The organism is Marinococcus sp. LNHM4E3-1, assembly GCF_056034405.1.
Genome location: NZ_JBQLID010000005.1, coordinates 67,169 through 89,689 on the forward strand (window position 1 = coordinate 67,169; position 22,521 = coordinate 89,689).

25 protein-coding genes and 1 other annotated feature are annotated in these 22,521 nt (G+C 47.9%); of the genes, 16 read left to right on the forward strand and 9 right to left on the reverse strand.

Going from position 1 to position 22,521, the window contains the following annotated elements:
- Positions 1-50: 50 nt before the first annotated feature.
- On the reverse strand, positions 51-1,334 hold the full coding sequence (locus ACTRXI_RS06945) for a replication-associated recombination protein A (protein ID WP_474261734.1): 1,284 nt from the start codon (positions 1,332-1,334) through the stop codon (positions 51-53).
- A gap of 221 nt (positions 1,335-1,555) precedes the next feature.
- On the opposite strand from ACTRXI_RS06945, the gene cymR reads away from it, so the two are divergent.
- Entirely contained in the window at positions 1,556-1,975 is a 420-nt protein-coding gene (gene cymR, locus ACTRXI_RS06950; RefSeq protein ID WP_027847299.1) for a cysteine metabolism transcriptional regulator CymR, read from the forward strand.
- A gap of 92 nt (positions 1,976-2,067) precedes the next feature.
- Positions 2,068-2,790, forward strand: a complete 723-nt coding sequence (locus ACTRXI_RS06955) for a hypothetical protein (protein WP_474261735.1) — start codon at positions 2,068-2,070, stop codon at positions 2,788-2,790.
- Positions 2,791-2,824: 34 nt separating this feature from the next.
- Here the strand turns inward: ACTRXI_RS06955 and ACTRXI_RS06960 are convergent, their stop codons facing one another.
- Entirely contained in the window at positions 2,825-3,424 is a 600-nt protein-coding gene (locus ACTRXI_RS06960) for a hypothetical protein (RefSeq protein WP_474261736.1), read from the reverse strand.
- 162 nt (positions 3,425-3,586) lie between these two features.
- Here ACTRXI_RS06960 and ACTRXI_RS06965 point away from each other — a divergent pair, with 162 nt between their 5' ends.
- The 12 genes from ACTRXI_RS06965 to ACTRXI_RS07020 all read left to right on the forward strand — a co-directional run bounded on the left by ACTRXI_RS06965 (position 3,587) and on the right by ACTRXI_RS07020 (position 16,432).
- Entirely contained in the window at positions 3,587-4,741 is a 1,155-nt protein-coding gene (locus ACTRXI_RS06965) for a cysteine desulfurase family protein (protein WP_474261737.1), read from the forward strand.
- The gene (gene mnmA / locus ACTRXI_RS06970; protein WP_474261738.1) at positions 4,738-5,835 is read left to right on the forward strand and encodes a tRNA 2-thiouridine(34) synthase MnmA; all 1,098 of its coding nucleotides are present in this window, start codon (positions 4,738-4,740) and stop codon (positions 5,833-5,835) included. The genes ACTRXI_RS06965 and mnmA overlap by 4 nt, the downstream gene beginning before the upstream one ends.
- Positions 5,836-5,935: 100 nt before the next feature.
- A complete protein-coding gene (locus ACTRXI_RS06975) occupies positions 5,936-6,598 on the forward strand; it encodes a tetratricopeptide repeat protein (RefSeq protein WP_474261739.1) in 663 nt (220 codons plus the stop codon).
- Positions 6,599-6,607: 9 nt separating this feature from the next.
- A complete protein-coding gene (gene recD2 / locus ACTRXI_RS06980; protein ID WP_474261740.1) occupies positions 6,608-8,902 on the forward strand; it encodes an SF1B family DNA helicase RecD2 in 2,295 nt (764 codons plus the stop codon).
- Positions 8,903-8,939: 37 nt separating this feature from the next.
- Positions 8,940-9,144: a binding site (T-box leader), on the forward strand.
- 64 nt (positions 9,145-9,208) lie between these two features.
- Entirely contained in the window at positions 9,209-11,851 is a 2,643-nt protein-coding gene (gene alaS, locus ACTRXI_RS06985; protein WP_474261741.1) for an alanine--tRNA ligase, read from the forward strand.
- 138 nt (positions 11,852-11,989) lie between these two features.
- Positions 11,990-12,259 (forward strand): IreB family regulatory phosphoprotein, encoded by a 270-nt coding sequence (locus ACTRXI_RS06990; RefSeq protein WP_322525937.1) that lies wholly within the window; start codon positions 11,990-11,992, stop codon positions 12,257-12,259.
- On the forward strand, positions 12,256-12,681 hold the full coding sequence (ruvX, locus tag ACTRXI_RS06995; RefSeq protein ID WP_474261743.1) for a Holliday junction resolvase RuvX: 426 nt from the start codon (positions 12,256-12,258) through the stop codon (positions 12,679-12,681). Before ACTRXI_RS06990 ends, ruvX begins: the two co-directional genes overlap by 4 nt.
- Positions 12,682-12,698: 17 nt before the next feature.
- A complete protein-coding gene (locus ACTRXI_RS07000; RefSeq protein WP_091611995.1) occupies positions 12,699-12,989 on the forward strand; it encodes a DUF1292 domain-containing protein in 291 nt (96 codons plus the stop codon).
- 110 nt (positions 12,990-13,099) lie between these two features.
- Positions 13,100-14,200 carry an endolytic transglycosylase MltG gene (mltG, locus tag ACTRXI_RS07005; protein WP_474261744.1) on the forward strand — a complete coding sequence of 367 codons (1,101 nt, stop codon included), beginning with the start codon at positions 13,100-13,102 and terminating at the stop codon, positions 14,198-14,200.
- A gap of 20 nt (positions 14,201-14,220) precedes the next feature.
- Positions 14,221-14,892 carry an O-methyltransferase gene (locus ACTRXI_RS07010; protein WP_474261745.1) on the forward strand — a complete coding sequence of 224 codons (672 nt, stop codon included), beginning with the start codon at positions 14,221-14,223 and terminating at the stop codon, positions 14,890-14,892.
- A gap of 60 nt (positions 14,893-14,952) precedes the next feature.
- Complete coding sequence (gene greA / locus ACTRXI_RS07015; protein WP_474261746.1) at positions 14,953-15,429, forward strand: transcription elongation factor GreA; 477 nt, start codon at positions 14,953-14,955, stop codon at positions 15,427-15,429.
- Between the two features lie 184 nt (positions 15,430-15,613).
- Complete coding sequence (locus ACTRXI_RS07020) at positions 15,614-16,432, forward strand: YrrS family protein (protein ID WP_474261747.1); 819 nt, start codon at positions 15,614-15,616, stop codon at positions 16,430-16,432.
- 56 nt (positions 16,433-16,488) lie between these two features.
- On the opposite strand, the gene ACTRXI_RS07025 is transcribed toward ACTRXI_RS07020, so the two are convergent.
- Positions 16,489-16,704, reverse strand: a complete 216-nt coding sequence (locus ACTRXI_RS07025) for a DUF2536 family protein (RefSeq protein WP_322525725.1) — start codon at positions 16,702-16,704, stop codon at positions 16,489-16,491.
- 80 nt (positions 16,705-16,784) lie between these two features.
- Between ACTRXI_RS07025 and mtnN the strand changes: the two genes are divergently transcribed.
- Positions 16,785-17,474 (forward strand): 5'-methylthioadenosine/S-adenosylhomocysteine nucleosidase, encoded by a 690-nt coding sequence (gene mtnN / locus ACTRXI_RS07030; protein ID WP_474261748.1) that lies wholly within the window; start codon positions 16,785-16,787, stop codon positions 17,472-17,474.
- A 17-nt stretch (positions 17,475-17,491) separates the two neighbouring features.
- Here mtnN and ACTRXI_RS07035 read toward each other — a convergent pair whose 3' ends face one another.
- Positions 17,492-18,133, reverse strand: coding sequence for an NUDIX hydrolase (locus ACTRXI_RS07035; RefSeq protein WP_474261749.1), 642 nt, complete (start codon positions 18,131-18,133; stop codon positions 17,492-17,494).
- A 64-nt stretch (positions 18,134-18,197) separates the two neighbouring features.
- On the opposite strand from ACTRXI_RS07035, the gene ACTRXI_RS07040 reads away from it, so the two are divergent.
- The gene (locus ACTRXI_RS07040; RefSeq protein ID WP_462869288.1) at positions 18,198-18,395 is read left to right on the forward strand and encodes a hypothetical protein; all 198 of its coding nucleotides are present in this window, start codon (positions 18,198-18,200) and stop codon (positions 18,393-18,395) included.
- Positions 18,396-18,475: 80 nt separating this feature from the next.
- On the opposite strand, the gene ACTRXI_RS07045 is transcribed toward ACTRXI_RS07040, so the two are convergent.
- From ACTRXI_RS07045 to ACTRXI_RS07065, 5 genes are all read right to left on the reverse strand, one after another.
- Positions 18,476-20,458: a S9 family peptidase gene (locus ACTRXI_RS07045; protein WP_474261873.1), complete on the reverse strand. Its 1,983-nt coding sequence runs from the start codon at positions 20,456-20,458 to the stop codon at positions 18,476-18,478.
- Positions 20,459-20,906: 448 nt separating this feature from the next.
- Entirely contained in the window at positions 20,907-21,212 is a 306-nt protein-coding gene (locus tag ACTRXI_RS07050) for a HesB/YadR/YfhF family protein (RefSeq protein ID WP_474261750.1), read from the reverse strand.
- Between the two features lie 121 nt (positions 21,213-21,333).
- Positions 21,334-21,606 (reverse strand): HU family DNA-binding protein, encoded by a 273-nt coding sequence (locus ACTRXI_RS07055; protein ID WP_022793829.1) that lies wholly within the window; start codon positions 21,604-21,606, stop codon positions 21,334-21,336.
- A gap of 268 nt (positions 21,607-21,874) precedes the next feature.
- Complete coding sequence (gene mnhG / locus ACTRXI_RS07060) at positions 21,875-22,258, reverse strand: monovalent cation/H(+) antiporter subunit G (protein ID WP_474261751.1); 384 nt, start codon at positions 22,256-22,258, stop codon at positions 21,875-21,877.
- Complete coding sequence (locus tag ACTRXI_RS07065) at positions 22,242-22,466, reverse strand: Na(+)/H(+) antiporter subunit F1 (protein ID WP_474261874.1); 225 nt, start codon at positions 22,464-22,466, stop codon at positions 22,242-22,244. Before ACTRXI_RS07065 ends, mnhG begins: the two co-directional genes overlap by 17 nt.
- Positions 22,467-22,521 lie beyond the last annotated feature (55 nt).

Sequence of the window (22,521 nt, forward strand, 5' to 3'; positions counted from 1 at the left end):
GGCGTCTTTTTGGTGTAAACCCCGATTCGACAGGCGGCACAGCAGGCCGCTTATGTTTTCTTCTTTGCTGGTTTGATCTGGTAGTACACGTCCGCCAGGGCTTTTTCAAATTTGCTGTTGTTTTTCGGTTCGTAATACTGCTCGTTTTTAAGCTTGTCTGGCAGGTACTGCTGCGGCACCCATCCCCGCTCGTCATTATGCGGGTACTCGTACTCGCTGCCGCGGCCAAGAGCACCGGCCCCTTTGTAATGGGAGTCCCGGAGATGGGAGGGAATACCTGGCGTGCCTGCTTTCAGCATCGCCTCCCGCGCTGCATCAAGCGCTTTATAAGCGCTGTTTGATTTAGGGGAAAGGCAGAGCTCTATGACGGCATCCGCAAGCGGTATTCTTCCTTCCGGGAAGCCCAGCCGCTCGGCAGCTTCAACAGCAGCAAGGGCCCTCGGACCCGCCTGGGGGTTTGCCAGCCCGATGTCCTCATAGGCAGTGACGATAAGCCGTCGGCCGATGCTGATTAAGTCCCCGGCTTCAATTAAACGGGCGAGGTAATGAAGCGCGGCGTCAGGGTCACTGCCCCGAATGGATTTTTGGAAGGCGGAAAGCACATCGTAATGGTGGTCGCCGTCTTTATCGTGAGTGAAACGCTTCTGTTGAATGCATTCCTCCGCCACCCTTTGAGTAATGCGGATGATTCCGTCATCGTCCGGCTTCGTGCTGAGCACGGCAAGCTCAAGCGCGTTAAGCGCAGCACGCACATCGCCGCCGCCCGCTTCGGCCAGATGCGTGTGTGCCTCCGTGGTTATTTCTGTCTGGTACGCGCCCATCCCATTCTTTGGATCACGGAGACTGCGTTCGATCAGCTGCTTCATTTCTGGTATGGAAAGCGGCAGCACCTCAAATATATGTGTGCGGCTGCGTATTGCCGGGTTAATAGCGTGGTAGGGATTGGCAGTAGTAGCTCCAATCATGATAATCAATCCGCTCTCAAGGTAGGGAAGCAGAAAGTCCTGTTTCGTTTTATCGAGCCGGTGCACTTCGTCCATAATGACAATCAGCTGGTCTGACATTTTGGCTTCCTGCACGGCGAGTTCCATATCCTTTTTATTGTTCATAACGGCGTTCATTTTTTTATAGGCAATATCTGTACTTCCTGCGATGGCAGAGGCGATCGATGTTTTTCCTGTGCCCGGCGGGCCGTATAAAATCATGGAGGAAAGTTTCTTTGTTTCCACCATACGCGCAATCATTTTGCCTTCCCCGAGAATATGCTCCTGGCCGGAAACTTCTTCGATAGAGACAGGACGCATCCGGTAGGCAAGAGGCTGTTTGGATGACATGTAGTTTCTCCTTTCGTAAACAGTTCACGTTGAAATTGTATCATGTTTTCTCTTATAGGAGGATGAACAGCACACCGCAGGTATGATATACTAACATTAATTCCAACTGTTTTTATCAGCATTAGAAGCTGGGCAGCTAAATGACAAAGCAACTAACCAATCAGCAGAATCATTGAAGATGTAACAGGTACTCACAGGCCTGACAGGAAGGGATGACGGCATTGAAAATTTCAACTAAAGGCAGATACGGACTGACGATTATGATGGCGCTTGCGAGAAAGCATGGGAGCGGCCCTACATCCCTGAAATCCATCGCACGGGATCATAATCTTTCCGAGCATTATTTGGAGCAGCTGATTGCTCCGCTTCGAAACGCCAGCCTCGTGAAAAGTGTGAGGGGGGCCTACGGTGGCTATATGCTTTCTAAAGAACCGGCTGACATAACGGCGGGCGATATTATCCGTGTCCTTGAAGGCCCAATCAGCCCGGTCGAGGTCCTCGATGACGAAGAGCCGGCTAAACGGGACCTATGGCTGAAAATCCGGGATGCTGTGAAGGATGTCCTCGATAGTACTACGCTTGATTATCTGGCGGAGTATCAGGGCGACGAAGAACAGGAAAATTATATGTTTTATATCTAACTCTTGAAGGTATGAAAAGTATACATGCGAAATCTCCACGCCGCATCCGGCATGGAGATTTTTTTATGATAAATTTTTCAGGGGGAATGGCCGTGGCCGTAGAAAATATTATCGTTGTTGTAATCTTTTTACTTATCCAGCTATTCGCAGATAAATTAATATCATCCGAAAAGATCGGTCGTTTCAGCTGGCTGTCATTTTCCGGAGGGGTGGCCGTCGCGTTTATTTTTGTGTACATACTTCCGTATCTGCATGATGAACAAAGCAAATATGGTGAAAGTTCTTTTCGGGGTTTGACGTTTGAGTCGGAATTTTATCTGCTCAGCCTGGTGGGACTTATCATTTACTTTGTTATTCACAATATTGCGGTGCGGGCCTATCATTCTACGAGCAGAGGGGAGGGGCAGTTTTTCTGGATTCAAATTGCCTTTTTTGCCCTGTATAATAGTATGGTCGCCTACACAGTGTTCGGATCCGACGTTCAGGGACTGCAGACAGTTTTTTACGGGGTGGCAATTGGGCTTCATTTTATGGCTATCTCGCATGATCTGCACCGGGAAGATGCGGGCAGGTATAAGCGGGGAAGGTATTATCTGGCAGGAGGTATTTTATTTGGCTGGATATTTGCCATTGTGTTTACGCTGCCGGAAATTGTACTGGCTATTACGTTTGCGGTCATTGCAGGCGCGATGATATTTAATGTGCTGAAAAAAGAAATGCCGACAGAAGAATCCGCTCATCTGCCGACCTTTTTATGGGCAGCATTCATCTATACTGTCGTAACAGAAATATTGAAGCTGCTGTTTAATTGGTAAGCGCGGCTGCATATAAAAAAGCAAACATTTCTAATTAAAGATCGTATTTAAGCGCAAGCTCGGCCGCCCGTAGCCGGGTATCGACCGTTTGATGCTCTTCAAGCATCTCCCTGACCGTTTCAATCGCTTTGCCCTTCAGCACACCGCCGCTGATAAACGCTACATCAAAAATGATTTCATTCAGCACATCGAGGTGGTGGGTTAAGTCTGTGATGGTTTTTGGCGAGCGGAGGGAGGCCTGCAGCTCTTTACTGAAATCATTGCGGTTAAGCGGCTCTTTGTTGAAAAACCAGCTGACGGTCTTCTGATGGGGATAGCCGAGGCCCTTTTTCTGGTTATCAACGTTTGGGACATAAATGTACTGCGAGGTGACCGTGCAGAAATATACGTCACGGTTGTTGTCGTCCGGCACAATCACGAGGTCGTCCAGTTTCATCTGGGAAATAAAATTGTACACATTCGTGGCTCCCTCATCCATATCAAAGCGGGCCAGTTCCTTTTTGATTTTTTCATAGCTGAGGCCATTCAGGGATTTTCCGATGGAATATCCAATAGCGATAAAATCATACTCTAAAAAATTATGCAGCTGGTTGGTGCCGTTAGGTAAAGGCCGGAGCATCCAAACATTTTTCACTCACACATCCCGCACTTTCATAAAATAATAGGAAACAAAATACATATTACACGGGAAACGAAAGCGCAGGCAAGGAAATAGACAAAAAAACTCCTATTTGTTAATGTAAAAAATAATGTTATTCCGATTATATGAAATAACTCCATTAGGAGGAGAAGAAATATGCCCGCTATATATGCAGATCATGCGGCCACTACGCCGCTTCATCCAGAAGTGGCTGAAGCTATGATCGATTCTATGAAAAAGCCGGCAGGAAACCCTTCGAGTGTCCACGAGTACGGCCGCGGGGCCAGGAAAAGACTCGACGGGGCCCGCCGTACGGTAGCGTCATCTATAAATGCAAGTCCGAAAGAGATTGTATGGACGAGCGGAGGCACAGAAAGTAACAACCTGGCGCTCCGCGGTTTTATGCATGCCAACCAGGAAAAAGGAAACCACCTGGTGACAAGTGCCATTGAGCACCATGCTGTATTGCATACGGCTCAGGCGCTTGAGAAAGAAGGATTTCAGGTCACATACGTACACCCCGACGAGCAGGGCATCGTTTCGGTGGAAAAAATTATGGCAGCAGTGACTGAGAAGACGGTACTGGTTTCATTAATGTATGTGAACAATGAAACAGGAGTGGTCCAGCCTGTCCATGAAGCTGCTGAAAAGCTTTCGGAAAAAGGTGTTGCCTTCCATACTGATATGGTGCAGGCCTATGGACAGCTGCCGTTTGACGTAAAAGAAACACCGGTAACGATGGCAACCATGACGGCTCATAAAATTAACGGTCCTGCAGGAGCAGGAGGTTTATTCGTTCGTCAGGGCACCAAAATTCGTCCGGAATTGACGGGCGGGGAACAGGAAAGAAAACGCCGGGCAGGCACGGAAAACGTAGCCGCCGTCGAAGGCTTTGCCAAAGCCGCTGAGCTGCAGATGAACAGTCTGGAGAAACGCCGGCAGGAGCTGGAATCGCTCAGTGCGGCATTTTTAGCTGAGCTTGACCGCAGCGGGGTCTTTTATCAAATTAACGGCGGGCATGCAGAAAAAAGTCCGCATATTTTAAATGTGTATTTCCCAGGAATTCAGCTCGAATCATTTCTTGTGCAGATGGATATGGAAGGCGTAGCCGTTTCAAGCGGTTCGGCATGCACTGCCGGGACTGTAGAACCGTCTCACGTCCTTGAAGCAATGTACGGCAAAGACGCACGTATCTATGAATCCGTCCGGTTCAGCTTTGGGTACGGAAACACCGTGGCAGATATGAAAACCACGGCGCAGGCAGCTGCGAAAATAAGCCGGAAAATGAAGGAAAAGGAGGCTTTGAAATGACCAATGAAGAGACACGGATTGTGGTAGGAATGTCCGGGGGAGTGGACTCCTCCGTTACGGCCGCTCTATTAAAAGAGCAGGGCTATGAAGTGATAGGTATTTTCATGAAAAACTGGGATGATACAGATGAGTCGGGAATGTGTACGGCAACGGAAGACTATGAAGACGTAATTGCGGTATGCAACCAATTAGACATCCCCTATTACGCTGTGAATTTTGAAAAAGAATACTGGGACCGGGTCTTTACGTACTTTCTGGAAGAATACAAAGCCGGCCGTACCCCGAATCCTGACGTGATGTGCAACAAAGAAATTAAGTTCCGTGCGTTTATCGACCACGCGTTTAATCTCGGGGCAGACTACGTCGCGACCGGGCACTATGCACGCGTGGACCATACCGGGAGCGGAACGTATCTTCTGCGCGGCGTGGACAGCAACAAGGACCAGACGTATTTTTTGAATCAGTTAAGCGAAGAGCAGCTGAGCCGTGTGCTGTTTCCACTCGGAGAGTATGACAAATCCGAAGTCCGGAAAATGGCGGAAGAGCGGGACCTTGAAACGGCTGGAAAGAAAGACAGCACCGGGATCTGCTTCATTGGAGAGCGGAATTTCAAGGATTTCCTGCAGGAGTATCTTCCAGCCCAGCCGGGCGACATGGAGAGCCCTGAAGGAGAAGTGAAGGGCCGCCACGACGGGCTGATGTACTACACGCTCGGCCAGCGCCAGGGGCTTGGTATCGGCGGCTCCGGGGAACCATGGTTTGTCGTGGATAAAGACATGGAACGTAACGTTCTGATTGTCGGACAGGGCGGCAATCATAAGCGATTGTATTCCGAGCAGCTGACTGCCTCTGAGCCTAACTGGATTCATGAGCCGGAAGCCTTTCCATTTTCCTGCACTGCGAAATTCCGGTACCGCCAGAAAGACCAGGGCGTTACCGTCCATCAAAAAACAAATGGAGAACTGCTCGTAGAGTTTGATGAACCGCAGCGCGCAGTGACTCCGGGACAGGCTGTAGTCTTTTATGACGGGGATGTGTGTCTTGGAGGTGCAACAATAGAAGAAGCGATGATGAAGGAAAGCGTTGCAACGTAACGTTTTCCTTTTTCTTGGTTCCTGCTGTTTGCCGGTAAGGCTTTTCAATCACCCGGGATCGTGAAATAATACAGAAACAAGACATGAAAAGGATGATAGTATGGATAAAAATCAGCAGGCAATGGAGCATTTGCAAAACGGGGATTTTGAAGAAGCAGCAAGGCTTTTGAATGAGCAGATGGAATCGGAACCGAATGACCCTGTCGCGTACATAAACTTCGGTAATCTGCTTGCAGAAGCCGGTGAAGATGATAAAGCCATCCGTTTTTTCACGAAAGCACTGCAGATTGATGAAACAGCAGCCACAGCCTACTACGGGGCTGGGAATGTATTATATAACCGGGAAGAGTACGCTGAGGCCATTACGATGTACAAAGGAGCCCAGCAGCAGGGACTTGAAGACTCTAGTCTGTTTTTCATGCTCGGACTGAGCTACCTGCAGTCCGACCGTCTTCCGTATGCGATTGCTAATTTCAAGCGCTCGGTGGAGCTCGACGAATCGGATGCCGAAGCCAGATATTATTACGCCCTGTCGCTTGCCCAGCAGGAGGAAGTTGATCAGGCGGAAGCAGAATTTAAAAAAGTGGTGGAGCAGGATCCGGATCATGCCGATGCCCACTATAATCTGGGAGTGGCTGCTCTGTTTAATGAACGGGCGGAGGAAGCTCTCAGCTTCTTCGAGAAAGCACTTGAAGCAGAGCCTGAACACGCATTGGCAGAGAACGGCAGACAGCAGGTTCAACAGCTGCTAAGCGAAAAGTGAGGTTGTGCTATGGAGAACGGACACGATGAACAGGAACTGCTCGAGCCCTACGTCCTCGGAACGGTGCAGCACGTTATATTTCGGAATGAAGAAAATGGCTACACAGTAGCGAAAGTGAAAATTAAAGAATCGATACCTGCCTTTGAAGAAAGTACAACGACCATCGTCGGCATTCTTCCAACGGTGGAGGCAAATGAACGGTATCGTTTTAACGGCGAGATTAAACAGCATCCGCGGTTTGGCACCCAGTATCAGGTCATCTCTTATCAAAAGGAAATACCGACCGAACGCTCAGCGTTAATCGACTATTTATCGAGTGACCGCTTCCCGTACATCGGGCCAAAGACAGCGGAAAAATTGGTCGACCGCTTTGGGGCCAAAGTAATTGATGAGGTTCTCGAGCGCCCGGAAGCCCTCGAAAAAATTCCCGGACTGAATGAAGAGAAACGCAGACAAATCCGCACCGCCATGCTCGAAAATCAGGGCATGGAGCATGCGATGACGCTTCTTGTACGATACGGATTCGGTACGGATCTTGGCGTGAAAATATACAATCAGTACCGCGAACGGACCCTTGATATTATTCAGCATGATCCCTACCAGCTCGTCTGGGATGTGGAAGGGGTCGGCTTTACAAAAGCGGACCGGCTCGGAGAAAACACCGGCATCCAAAAAAATGACCCAAGCCGTCTGAAGGCGGGAGTGCTGTTTGAACTGTATGAACGGACGATGCAGGACGGCCATGTGTATATCCCGAAGCAGCAGCTTCTTGACAGCGCAGAGCAGCTGCTTGCCGACCCTGCCGTTACTATTGATCAGCAGGAGCTGAAGCTCGTCCTGCAGGAGCTTGTAAATGAAGAACGGGTGCGTATTGACGATGATCGTGTTTATATCGCCTCTTTATATTTTGCGGAAAAAGGGTTTGCTGGCAGGGTGCATAAACTGCAGGAAGAAGCGGAAGAAAAAGAATATTCCCAGGCGGACCTGCTGCAGGCTCTCGGAGAAGTAGAAGAAAAGTTTGATATTGAGTATGCCGAACAGCAGAAGGAAGCAATCCAGACGGCTATGGAAGAGCCGGTAATGCTGCTTACAGGCGGACCGGGGACCGGAAAGACCACGATCATCCGGGCTATTGTGGAAGTGTACGCCTCGCTCTATGATGTTTCTCTGGACCCTTCCGAATATTCAGGCAAGAAGCCCTTCCCTGTACTGCTTGCTGCCCCGACCGGCCGGGCGGCGAAGCGGATGAAGGAGTCCACCGGCCTGCGTGCAGTGACAATTCATAAACTGCTCGGGTTTAGCGGGGAAGGAGAAAACGAGCTGTTTGAAAAGGATGAATATGAGCCTCTCGAAGGGGAGCTGCTGATTGTCGATGAAGTATCGATGGTGGACATGTGGCTGGCCAATCAGCTGATCCGTGCGGTCCCGAAAGGAATGAAGGTCGTGTTCGTTGGGGATGAGGATCAGCTTCCTTCGGTAGGGCCGGGCCAGGTGCTTGGAGATTTGCTTGAAGCCGGTACTATACCGACTGTAAGCTTGTCGGTTGTGTACAGGCAGACGAATCAGTCCTCGATTGTAGAGCTGGCCCATGCAATGAAGGAGGGCGGGCTGCCGGACGATTTTGAACAGCCGTTTGAAGACCGGCGGTTTTTCCCATGCACGAAAACTCAGGTTGCCGATGTGGTGGAGAAAACGTGTGCCGGTGCCATTCGCAAGGGCTACGATCCGATGGATATTCAGGTGCTTGCCCCGATGTACCGGGGAGAGGCAGGAATTCACGCCTTGAATGAACGGCTGCAGGAAATGTTTAACCCCCGGACGCCTCAAAAACGAAGTGTAACCTTCGGAGACGCTGTTTACCAGAAGGATGATATCGTTCTTCAGCTTGTAAACAACGGCGAGGAAGGTATATATAACGGGGACAAAGGTGTACTCGAAACGGTCTTTGAAGCAAAAGAAACTGTTGATAAAGAAATGCAGATTGTGTTTTCCTTTGACGAAAAGGAAGTCAGCTACACACGCCAGGATCTTAAACAAATCACTCTTGCCTACTGCACTTCTATTCACAAGGCGCAGGGAAGTGAATTTCCCATCGTAGTCGTACCGATGCTGATGTCCTACCGGCGGATGCTGCGCCGTAATTTATTGTACACAGCGATCACACGGGCAAAGGACTATTTAATTCTCTGCGGGGAAAAAGAAGCATTTATGTATGCCGTAAAGCAGGAGTCAAAAAATGAACGCTATTCGCATCTTCGGGAACGCCTGAAGAACCGGGAGGAAGATCCGGAGGAGCAGGCTTGACAGAAAATACGGTTTCCTATATAACTGAAACAGAATAACAAAAACAGTGATGGAACGAGTACGGTGGATATATTCTCACAGAGACCGGCAGCAGCGGCTGAAACTGCCGGAGAACAACCCGCCCGAACGCTGCTCCGGAGTGCAGGCAAACCCTGCCGGATCATCCACGTTACGGATGCTGAGTTGGCCGTGTTTTTTTATGCGGCAACCAGGGTGGTAACGCGAGTACACTCGTCCCTGTTTTCAGGGGCGGGTTTTTTTATTGAGATTTAAACGAAATGAAAACTCACGGGAGGCTGATCAATAATGCCAGCATTAACATCTACTGAAGTCCGGCGGCGCTTTTTAAACTTTTTTGAGGAAAAAGGACATACAATTGAGCCGAGCGCCTCGCTCGTTCCGCATGAGGATCCGACGCTTTTATGGATCAACAGCGGGGTAGCTACGATGAAAAAATACTTTGATGGACGGGTGATTCCTGAAAATCCGAGACTTGCGAATGCGCAAAAGTCCATCCGGACCAACGATATTGAAAACGTTGGAAGAACGACGCGCCATCACACATTTTTTGAAATGCTCGGAAATTTCTCGATTGGCGACTATTTTAAAAAAGAAGCTATCGAATGGGCATGGGAATTTTTAACGTCAGAGCGCTGGATAGGCTTTGATGAAAATAGGCTGTCGGTTACCGTTCATCCGGAGGATGACGAAGCATACCAGTACTGGAGAGAAATTATCGGCCTTCCAGAAGAACGGGTTATCCGTCTCGAAGAAAACTTTTGGGATATCGGCCAGGGACCGAGCGGGCCAAATACGGAAATCTTTTATGACCGTGGAGACAGCTGGGGAGATGATCCCCGGGATCCTGAGATGTATCCGGGAGGAGAAAATGAGCGTTATTTAGAGGTATGGAATCTCGTATTTTCCCAGTTTAATCATAACGCTGATGATACGTACACCCCTCTTCCAAAGAAAAACATTGATACTGGCATGGGGCTTGAACGGCTAGTCACCCTCGTTCAGGACGTGCCGACCAATTTTGACACCGATCTTTTCCGGCCGATAATCCGAAAGGTAGAAGAAGTATCCGGAAGAACGTACGGGGAAAATGAAGAGCAGGACATTGCTTTTCGTCTGATTGCCGATCACGTCCGGACTGTCAGTTTCTCCATCGGGGATGGGGCCCTCCCGTCCAATGAAGGACGCGGATACATTCTGCGCCGTCTGCTCCGCCGTGCGGTACGCTATGCCGGCTGGCTCGGTCAGGAGGAGCCGTTCATGCACAGACTGATAGGTGTCGTGGGCGAAATTATGGAAGACTATTATCCAGAAGTCCGCGAAAAGCAGTCCTTTATTGAACGTGTGGTAAAAACCGAAGAAGAACGTTTTCATGAAACGCTGACCGACGGGCTGAAAATGCTGAGGCAGGTAACAGAAAAAGCCCGTAATAAAGGTGAAACAGTGATTTCCGGTAAAGATGTTTTCCGCCTGTATGATACGTACGGCTTCCCGCCTGATTTAACGGCAGAATACGTAGTAGACGAAGGATTCGCGGTAGACAATGAAGAATTCGAAGTGGAAATGGAGGCCCAGCGGAGCCGGGCCCGTGCGGCGAGAAAAGACAGCGGTTCGATGCAGACTCAGGAGTCACTTCTGACAGATATCGACACAGAGAGCACATTTGTCGGCTACGAGCATTTTGACGTGGAAACAAGCGTTCAGACGCTGATTCACAATAAAGAACTCGTGGATACGGTCGGCGCCGGAGAACAGGTGCAGTTTATCCTGGAAAAAACCCCGTTTTATGCGGAAAGCGGCGGCCAGGTGGCAGACCGCGGCACGATCGTAAATGAAGCCGCAGGAATGGAAGCGGTAGTGGAAGATGTCCAGAAAGCTCCGAACGGCCAGCATCTTCATACGGCACGAATTGAAAAAGGCTCGCTTCGCAAGGGAATGCATGTAAGAGCGTCCATCGAAGAAAATACGAGAAGAAGTATTATTAAAAACCATACGGCGACCCACCTGCTGCATCAGGCTCTTAAAGATGTGCTGGGTGAGCATGTCAATCAGGCAGGGTCGATTGTGACAGATAACCGCCTCCGTTTTGACTTTTCCCATTTCGGACAGGTCACCGAGGAGGAAATAAAGCGGATCGAGCACCTTGTAAACGAAAAAGTGTGGTCCAACGTGTCGGTGCTGATTGAAGAAAAAGGAATCAATGAAGCGAAGCAGATGGGGGCCACTGCATTATTTGGTGAAAAATACGGGGAAAGAGTTCGCGTAGTACAGATCGGCGACTACAGCGTTGAACTGTGCGGCGGCTGCCATGTCGGCAGCACCTCCGAAGTCGGGGTGTTCAAGATTACAGGAGAATCCGGAATTGGCGCCGGTACCCGCCGCATCGAAGCTGTTACCGGCCAGTATGCGTATGAATACTTTGAAAGCAGAATGCAGCTGCTTGAAGAAACAGGCAGCATCATCCGGGCCCGTGCCATCGAAGATATTCCGCAGCGTGCAGAAGCTTTGCAGGAGCAGATTAGAAGCCTTCAAAAGGAAAATGAATCGCTGTCGCAGAAGCTGAGTAATCTTGAGGCCGGGGATCTTGCAGACGCGGCAGAAGAAATAAACGGTATTCCGGTGATTGCCAAAGAACTTCCAGGAGCAGATAAAGATACACTGCGGCAGACGGTGGATGAACTCAAACAGAAGCTTGGAAGCGGTATTGTCGTGCTTGGAACGTCGGAAGGGGAAAAAGTACAGCTTATTGCCGGAGTAACGAAAGATCTTACTGAACGGTACAAAGCAGGAGATATTGTGAAAAAAGCAGCGGAAGTATGCGGAGGCGGCGGAGGCGGCCGCCCGGATATGGCTCAGGCAGGAGGGAAACAGCCTGAGAAGCTTGGGGAAGCGTTAGAAGAAGCGAAGAACTTTATCTTAACCCTTTCCTAAACACCCCTATCTCATGTACAATATAATCGTCTATACAGTAATCGTATTAATTACCACAGTATAGGAAGGGAGCTTCTCCTCCCTTCTGCTTTTTATGAAATGATCTTTCGTGAAAAGTCATCCGAGGAGGTGGAGGAATTGGATACGAACGACCGGACCGTACGTTTTAACCGAGAAGAAGATTCTTCCGACCCGAAGGCCGAAGAAGTTCTGCTCAGCGTGTATGAAGCGCTTGAGGAAAAAGGGTATAATCCAATCAACCAAATCGTGGGATATTTGCTTTCAGGCGATCCGGCCTATATCCCCCGTCATAAAGAAGCAAGAACGATCATCCGCCAGCTCGAGCGGGATGAATTAATTGAAGAATTAATTCGACACTATTTGAAGGATCACCAATCATCCTCGTGAAAAGAGCGCTTGGTATCGATGTCGGAAAGAAAAGAATCGGGATTGCCATCTCCGACGCGCTGGGCTGGACAGCCCAGGGTGTAGAAACGATTCATTTAAAAACGACAGAGCCGGACGAAGCTTTTCCGCGTATTCTTGAGCTGGTTAAAGAAAATGAAATCGAGCAGCTTGTAGTCGGCCTTCCTAAAAATATGGACGGAACGATTGGGGGCAGGGGGAAGGAATGTCAGGCATTCGCAGAGAATCTTGAAGAATTTTCCTCACTGCCTGTAGCCTTGTATGATGAGCGATTGACAACGAAGGCGGCAGAACGCACACTGTTACAAGCAGATGTCAGCAGAAAAAAGCGCAAAAAAGTCGTAGATAAAATGGCAGCTGTGATGATTTTGCAGAGTTATTTGGACCATCAATCAAACTTATAGCAAAGAGGTGAAATAAAATGGCTGAAGAAGAAGAAAAAGAAAGAATTGTCATACCCGATGAGGATGGCAATGAACATTTATTTGACATCCTGTTTACATTCGACGCAGATGAGAGTGAGCAGTCCTACATTGTAGTGGTTCCATCAAGTGAAGCTGACAATGACGAAGTAGAGGTTTTTGCTTTCCGCTATGAGGAAGAAGGCGAAGGGGACGAGTCGGATATAAACCTTTTCCCAATCGAATCTGACGAAGAATGGGAAATGGTCGAAGAAATGGTGAACACTTACAGTGCTAACGAGATGGAGTAGAACCTGTTCTAACCGTAAAGGAAGCACACCGGATCTTCTTCCGGTGTTTTTCTTTATCATTATATCTGCCCTGCAGCTAAGTGAGGCAGTTAAGAGGAGAACATCCATTCATGAAAACGCTCATATATTCATATGCCGGGCGCCGCACTTCTAAAAAGAAAAAAGGAAAGGCGGCACTTTATTTCCTGGGGGCAATATTTTTGATGAGTGCCGCTTCGGCTCTCATATATGTGCTGTACATGCTTTTTCCGGCAGCGGAAAATGACGGGGAAAAACAAACCGTCGTTATTGAACAGGGCGCCTCCACGGAAGCTGCGGCTGAGTATTTGGAAAAGCAGCAGCTGATCAGAAACTCTGTTGTGTTTCAATACTACAGTTACTTACGGCCGGACAGCCTGAAAGCCGGTACATACCGGCTATCTGCTTCGATGAGTGCCGTAGAAATTGCCCGTACACTTGAAGCCGGGCAGCAGGCACAGGAACCGGTAGTTTCCATCACTATTCCGGAAGGCCGGTCTCTGGAGCAGATAGCACGAATCAGTGCGAAGAATGCTGATTTTTCAGAAGAAAAGTTTATGGAAACCGTCACCGATGAGGCGTTCATTCGTTCCCTAAGTGAATCTTATTCATTTATCAGGGAGTCAAATAATGAAAATGGCGTGCGCTACACACTGGAAGGTTATTTATCCCCACAGACGTATGAATATTATGGTGACTCCCCGGGTACCGAAGCAGTAGTGAAGGATATGATTGAACGAACAAACGAAACTATGGTAGAATTTTCGAATCAAATCACTAACAGCCCATGGACTGCCCGTGAAATATGGACCATTGCTTCTATTATAGAACGGGAGGCGGGACGGGCAGAGGACCGGGCTCCGATTGCCGGAGTGATCGAAAACCGGCTTGGGAAAAATATGCGTCTTGAGATGGATCCTACGGTGGCATATGCGCTCGGTGAACACAGGCTTCGTACTTCCTTCAATGACTTGCAGGTGACTTCGCCGTACAATACCTACCGAAACCGGGGCCTGCCGCCTGGGCCAATTGCAAGCCCGGGTATACAGTCGATCGAGGCAGCTTTGAATCCTGAAAATACGGAGGCGTTATATTTTTATGCCCGCCCGAACGGAGAAGTTATTTACAATGAAACGTACGAGCAGCATACACGCACCCAGAGAAAGTATGAAAGCGAATGGGAGAATCAATAGCTAAGAAAGCGGGCGAAAAAATGCCGGACATAAACAACCACTTTTATGAGTACCGGAAAGAGTTGGGTATCGGGCCGCCGACGTGGTTTGAAGAAATGATTGAAGAAGCGGAACGCGACCGTGTGCCGGTTATGGATGAAGAGGCCCTGCAGTTTATGATCGAACTTCTTCAGTTAAAAAGACCGGCATCGGTTCTCGAGATTGGCACGGCGATTGGTTATTCTGCTTTGCGAATGGCAGCTGCCCTTCCCGAAACGTCCATAGTATCGGTGGAAAAAGACGAAGAACGCTACAGGCGTGCAGCTTATTACCGGGCTAAAAGCCCCTGGCAGGAGCAGACTACGTTTGTTCTTGGTGATGCTTTAAACCTGCAGGAAGAATTTTCAGAAAAAACGACGTTTGATGCGGTATTTATAGACGCTTCCAAAGGCCAGTACCAGCGGTATTTTCAATTGTGCGAGCAGCTGCTGGCTCCAGGAGGGCTTATTATTAGTGATAACGTTTTATTCCGCGGTTTGGTCGCTGACCCGAAAGCAGATATACCTGAACGATTACAGCCGATGGTGCAAAAAATTCGGGCGTACAACCGCTGGCTGGTGGAAAGAAAAGACTTTCACACCAATATTTTCTCTGTCGGTGACGGCGTGGCAGTAAGTGTTCTGCTTCCGGAAGCAGCCGGTAGTATAACGTAAAATACTATAAAAATAAGCCGAAATATGATACATTTTTATACTGAATAGAGGAGTGAAAATATGCCAGAAGAAAAACAGCATTTTATGACAGAAGAAGGCAGAAAGAAGCTTGAAGAGGAACTGGAATATTTAAAAACGGAGCGGCGCCAGGAAGTCGTAGAGCGCATAAAAATTGCAAGAAGCTTTGGCGATTTGTCCGAAAACTCGGAGTATGATGCTGCCAAAGATGAGCAGGCCTTTGTAGAAGGACGCGTAAGCCAGATTGAGCAGATGCTCAAAAATGCTGCTATCATTGAAGAAGACACAGGTAATAACTCCGTAGTGTCGCTCGGAAAATCAGTACGGTTTAAAGAACTGCCAAACGGCGATGAAGAAAGCTATACGATTGTTGGAAGTGCAGAATCTGATCCGCTGGAAGGAAAAATTTCCAACGATTCCCCAATGGCCCAAAGTCTGCTCGGACGCCAGATTGGTGAACAGGTGACGGTTTCGACACCGGGCGGGGACATTGAAGTCGAGATTATTGAAATCGCCTAAAAGCCGTTCGGCAGCAATGAAAATTTAAGCACAGCGCCCTGCTTTGAGGATGTAAATCATAGGTCTATATTCCCTCGTTTTCCGAAAATATTTCCTTTATGATAAGACATGTTACGTTCTCTCTGCAGGGCGTGTTTTTGTACTACAAAAGCAATACATATGATAGGGGCAGGTGACTCATAAGATGTCGAACAACAATTATAACGACGACTCCGGCTCGCGCTTTCAAAAGAAAAGAAAAAAGCGGATGAATAATGTTTTAAATGCTGCTATTGGTATTGTAGCAGTCCTCATTCTGTTCTTTGGGATTCTGTTATTGTTTTTTAACAATAATAATGAACAGGCTGAAGATAACGGGGAAGAGATGGCAGATTCAACTAATACCGAAGAAGAGCAGAATGAAAGCGGACCGGAGGACAACCCGGACACTTCTTCTACAGAAGAAACCCCGGAAAACAATGCAGATGAAGAAGGTACAGAAGAAGAAACTTCAGAAGAAGCAGAAGAAACCTCTGAATCTGATTCTTCCTCTGAGTCCGATTCTTCTACAGAAGAAGATCCGGCTGCTTTTTCAAACGATGAAGCCGAAAATGACTCCTCTGAGGAAAGCACGACCAGTGAAGACTCGTCAGAAGAAGAGAACAGCAGTACTTCCGACTCGGAAGGCAGTGACAGTGCTGATACGGAAACGACTCAGGAAGACGGAGAATACGAACCGGTGGGCACTGAACAGGAAAGCTTTCAGGCTGACTTTACGCAAGGCGGTCAGAACTGGGAAGAAATGGAGAACGCTGTAGAAGCAGCCACTGGGCTTAGATCGACAGAAGGTAACAGCACAGTGCTCTGGAGACTCGAAAACGGAGGATCGCAGGATACGGCAAGAGCGGTTATCAGTGAGGACGCCAGCAGTGAAAACCCATACGAAGTACGCATGGAATGGGTGGACGGCGAAGGCTGGAAACCAACAAGCGTAGAGCGTCTTGACAGTAACCCGTACAACTAAAGAAAAACCGGCTTTCCTTGGGGAGGCCGGTTTTTCTTTATATTATTCTGATGAAATTAAGGGGTGGGGACAGCGCGGAAATGAACGACAGCGGTGTAAATTGAACGCCCGTTCTCTGAACGGGTATGCACATGGTGCTGCACGTGATGAACCCCGAGCATCAGAGCTTCGTTTTGTTCGATCTTTTTTTGAATATCTGCTTCCAGCTGTTCAAGGGACGACGATTCAAAAAATTCGACCTTGTCCCGGATTGTTTGCAGGTTTAAGGACATATGTATTCTCCTTTGCGTTATAATGTACAGGGTAGTTTTACCAGTAATTATAATTGTAAATGATAAAGGTGGGTCCGCCAATGCGTTTAGGCATTATTGGAGCAATGGAAGAAGAAGTTGAATATTTAAAAAGCTTAATGGAAGATATAGAAGAAAAAGAAACCGGCGGCTGCTTTTTTTCTTTTGGGCGCTTAAACGGCCATGAGGTAATTCTTTTGCAGTCGGGTATTGGAAAAGTGAATGCAGCTATCGCCACCTCGCTTTTAATCGGGCTGTACAAGCCCGAAGCTGTAATTAACACAGGCTCAGCCGGAGGATTCAACCCGGACCTTTCTGTTGGCGATGTGGTGATATCCACAGAGGTGCGTTATAACGACGTGGATGCGACAGTGTTCGGATATGAATTCGGGCAGGTGCCAAATATGCCGGCAGCTTATCCTGCAAGCCGTGAATGGATAGAGAAAGCAGAAGCCGCCGCTTTGCAGGTGGACTTGAATACGCGGACGGGGCTGATTTTGTCCGGAGATTCGTTTATGAGTAAGACGGAGCAGGTGGACGCCTTAAAAGCTCACTTTGACGAACCTCAGTGTGCGGAAATGGAAGCAGGGGCAATTGCCCAGGTATGCTATCGGTTTTCCTGCCCATTTGTAGTTATCCGTTCGCTCAGCGATATTGCAGGCAAAGAAGCAAAGCAGTCCTACGATGAATTTTTAAAGCATGCTTCGAAGCAGTCAGCTGATATGGTTATTGCTCTTTTGGCCCAGGCATAAATCCATCGGAAAAGTGGTTAACGAAGAAGAGATACGGTGTGGCGGATAATTTGAGCCGTCAGCCCCCAAATAACAATATCCTGATAATGATACACAAACTGGGGCAGCGTTGTAGTGTTTGTCCGGTACGTTTCTTCATTTGGTATTAATGAAGTAGGAAACGTGTCTGAAAAACGCATGCCCATGTATACATTATGCTTTTCGGGTTCGTTCTTTAAAAAGAAATCAAGCGGCACGGTGAACAGTTCATCCACCTCCGACGTATTAGGGGAAAAATCACCAGCATAGTCAACTTCTCCAATATAAGGATAGACTATGCGCTGAAACGGCTGGACAACAACGTCCAAAGCTCCCCATACATCCATCGCTTGAGAGGGGATGCCGGTTTCTTCTTCGAATTCCCGAAGTCCTGCAGCAAGAGGAGTAGGATCAGAGGCATCGATTTTTCCGCCCGGAAAACATATTTCTCCCGGCTGGGACTGCAGCGACCATGCTCTGCGCTCAAACATTAAATGATATTCATCGTGCAATGAAAGCAGGGGTACTACTACCGCTGCTTTTCGCATATGCTCTTCGCCCATTATAGCGGCAGAACGGGTGCGAATTCTATTTTTCCAATAGCGGGCATTGTCCATAGTATCCTCCTTCTGGGGTATCATTGTTTTTTCTTCTTTCGAATGTGGTATATATATTTACAGGTACTATATTACAGGAGGGATCAAGATGTCAGAATCAGAACGTCTTAAAAATAAAGTAAAAAAAGAAAAAAAGCAGGAACCGGATAAAAAGCCGGGAAATGAAGAGCCGCCAACGAGCAGTGAAGATCCAATTCCGTTGGCAGATATGAAATACGAAGAAGAAGAAAACAGAAAAAAACACCATACTAAGAAGCGCTCCGGCAGTGAAGACAAAGATGGATGACGCTGGCCGGCGCGTAAATGAAATCCCGCTTCTACTGAAGCGGGATCATTTTATGCTGCACGGCGCCAAAAACTGGAATATTATTTTTCGATATAATGGTTAAACCAGTCGATCATATGAACCAGCCGTTCAATCCTCAGAGCGGGAGGGCCGGAGCGGCTCAGTTCATGATTGGCTCCTGGAAAACGGAGAAAGGAGACCGTTTTGTTTAAATATTTCATGTTAATAAACAATTGTTCCGCCTGTTCAATCGGACAGCGGTAATCGTTTTCGCTGTGCATGATCAGCAAAGGCGTATGGATATCTTTGACGTAGCGGAGAGGAGAATGGTGCCAAAGCTTTTCCGGATCCTGGTGGAGCGGTACGCCGATCTCCCAGTCTGTAAAGAAAAAGCCGATATCACTCACCCCGTAAAAGCTGAGCCAGTTTGAAATGGAACGCTGGGTAACGGCTGCTTTAAAGCGGTCGGTATGGCTGATCATCCAGTTTGTCATAAAGCCGCCATAGCTTCCACCGGTCACACCCAGCCGATTACGGTCGACGAACTCATAGCTGTCGACTGCATAGTCCAGAATCGCGAGCAGATCCCCGAAATCCTTCCCGCCATAGTCCCGGCGGCAGGCGTCGGCGAAAGCCTGGCCATAGCCGTGGCTTCCCCGTGGATTGCTGAACAGGACACCGTAGCCCTCCGCGGCAAGCAGCTGAAATTCGTGAAAGAACGTGTGACCGTACATAGCGTGAGGTCCTCCGTGGATTTCCAGAATCAGCGGGAAGGTCTGTCCTTCTTCGTAATCAACAGGATACATAATCCACCCGTGTACATCCCAATGATCGCCTGTACGGACGGAAAGAGTTTCGGGGAGGGAAAGATCTATCTCCTTCAAAAAGCTGGCGTTTACGTCTGTGAGGCGGACACGGCGTTTATCCTCAAGTCGCCGGCTGTAAAAATCACCAGGGTTGGAGGGATCACTGATGCCGAGCACAAACTGCTCGTTTTTAGGATGAAAGGAGAACGAAAAGACGTGGTTGTCCTCATCATGAACAGCGGTGATTTCATTATGCATATCCATTTGATACAAACCAACTTTTCCGTTCTCACTTGCCAAAAAGTAAATATGCTCCTGATCGCTCGACCATACTGGCTTATCAGAGGTATGGCCGGTTCTGATATCGCCGATCATGTAGTCACCTATTTGGACGTCCCACTTTAACGTCATTCCTTTTCGTTCTTTTGTTAATGGATTGACCAGCCAGATTTGATTAATCGTAGCGCTTTTATATTCCAATTCGTGACCAGTGCATGCTATCCAGGAGCCGTCCGGTGACCAGCTGGCATTAGTAAACGTACCGGAAGAATCCGTCAGCCTGGAAATTTCTTTTGTCTCAATATTGAGTGTATACAGGTCCTGTACTGGAGAAATGTCTTCATCGCTGTTTCTGTTTGCTGTAAACACGATAAACTGACTGTCAGGAGACCAGTCAGGAGAGTGGTGATCGTAGCTGCCGTTTGTAAGCAGGGTAGTGTCTTCCCGGTCGAATCGGAACAAACCAATGTGGGCGCGTCTGCCATGGTGAAAGCCCCGGCTGTCTGATTTATAGCGGAGACGGTCGATTTTTACAGCAGAAGAAGGCTTGGCCGAAGAGTCCACCTCCGTGGTGAAGATGTCTTCTTCGGCGGCCTGTTCCGTTTCAAACAGCAGTTTTTGGCTGTCCGGCGACCATACTGGATTGGAGGCGCCGTGTTTAACAAAAGTAATCTGCTTTGGTTCTCCTCCTGAAGTACTCATCATCCAAATTTGGTTAAGGCCGGAGCGGTCAGACACAAAAGCAAGGCTGGAGCCGTCCGGGGACCACCGCGGCGAAAAATTTGTATAAGATCCAAACGTCCACTGAACAGGAACGTCGTCTGTTAAGTACTGCGTGTATATATTTGAATAGTAGCTGCCCGCATCACTCTGAATAGACTTTTGTACAAACGCATACCGCTCGCCGTCTGAAGAAAGGCGGGCGTCATCAACAACGTGAATACGTTCTAAATCTGCTGCAGTTAAAGGTCTTTTCATAGACAAGGTAATGTCCTCCTCGTAGTATACCTGTGAGCCTGTTCGTTATGGAAAGGTTTCACGTATGTAGGGTGCTTTTTTAGTATAGTAAAACGTTTCGCAAAAAACAATCAAACCGCGGAAGGAAAGCTTCGGGAAAAAAGAGTGGAAGAACATCTGACATACATAATGAAAACCCTGCAGTAACTATGTACACTAATAAATAACAGGAGGCAGATGCTTCGTTCCAACATTTACATTGTTACCTTTCGCAGGAACAATCGAAATGGATCAGCCGTTATGGCTTTTCATTTTGGAGCAAATCATTTCCTGTAAGCCGTGAATAACAGGCTCTCCTTTAGGCATCACTCTCTCTCCCTTTGAAGCTGCGGGCATTTATGCCTGCAGCCCTTTTTTTATGACCAGGGCCTTTGGTGGCAGGTAAGGATAAAAAAACGCAGAGTAGAAATTACTCTGCGTCACCGCTTTCATTGTATTCAAATACAATCGTATCGTGTTTTCGGCTGAAACTGACATGCAGGTTATGCGCGCGCAAATACCAGCTGTCTGCATCCTCTACAAAAAAAGTGAGGCCTTCTTCCTCTGTCGATACTGCCGGTTTCTCCGGTTCATCAAGAGCGATACCCATAGAAAAGCCGGGATAGAGCTGGGGAGAACCGCCATAACGAACGTAAAATCTTACAGTATCGCCGCTCTCAATATTGAGTTCTTCCTTCATCCATTTAACCGCGGGACGGGTAATCGTTATATCCATACACAAGCTCCTTCAAAGAATGATATATAATTGTTCCCTTATTCGCATTGGAAGAAACACTAAAGAACTCCAAGAAAAAACAGCCCTTCTAAACCAGAAAGGCTGTTTTTAAATATTTATGTTAGTTTACGGCGTCTTTCAGCTGCTTGCCTGGACGAAATGCAGGGTTTTTCGTGGAAGGAATCTTAATTTCTGCACCCGTTTGTGGATTACGTCCTTTACGAGCGGCACGCTCGCGTACTTCAAAGCTTCCAAATCCAACTAACTGGATTTTGTCGCCTTTTTTCAAAGTTTCTGTGATGCTGTCGAATACAGCGTCTACAGCTTTGGAAGCGTCTTTTTTCGAAAGCTCAGCCTGGTCTGAAACTGCGTTGATTAAATCCGTCTTGTTCATGAAAATACTCCCTTTCATTCCATAAATTTAGAGTCTTTCATACCAAATTAACTCATGAAAAGCCTGGTATGTCAACCCTTCCATTTATTTTTGTAGGTTTCTAAGAAGAAAAGCCAGAAAAAATGCAAATATATTTTAAAAATACTTCCATTATTCTGGTTTTTTTCTTAAACCCTATCATAACAAGGGTTTGATAAGAATTCCAGTATTTATGAGAAAAAGATTGAATATCAAAAAAACTGGACCAGATAAAAGGTCCAGTTTTTTCTTAATGGTCATTATCGGTTTTTTCTTCGTGGTAGGATCGGTTCTTTTCCCTGGAGCGGCTGAGAGCATCCTGCGAGCTCCCCTCCGCCAGCGGAACGCCGGAATTATACGCTGCTCTTGCGATCAAGTGGCCACCCACAGGTGCCGTCACAAATACAAATACAAGGGTCAGCACGAAGCGGAGACTGAAGGTTTGTGTGTGTACCATGAAAAACAAAAAGGCACCAAGAACAACGCAAAGCACTCCTAAAGTAGCCGCCTTTGTAGCAGCGTGAGAGCGTGTGAAGATATCCGGCAGGCGAGTCAGACCGACAGCGCTTATGATGCTGAAGGCCGCTCCAAAAAGGGCGAGCAGTGCTACAATCCAGTCAACGATCTCGGTCATGCTCAATGACAACACCCTTTTCGATATATTTGGCGAAGGCTACCGTGCCGATGAAGGCCAGGATTGCAAGCAGCAGCATAACTTCGATGAACGCTGTCGTATTCAAAATAATGCAGAAGAGAGCTGTTAGGCTAATCAACTGAATGCCGATAACGTCGAGAGCAATAACGCGATCCGGCATCGATGGCCCTTTAAACACCCGGTACATTGTGACCAGAATGGATATAGTGACGAGCGTTGCTGCTGTGATATAAATCGCATTT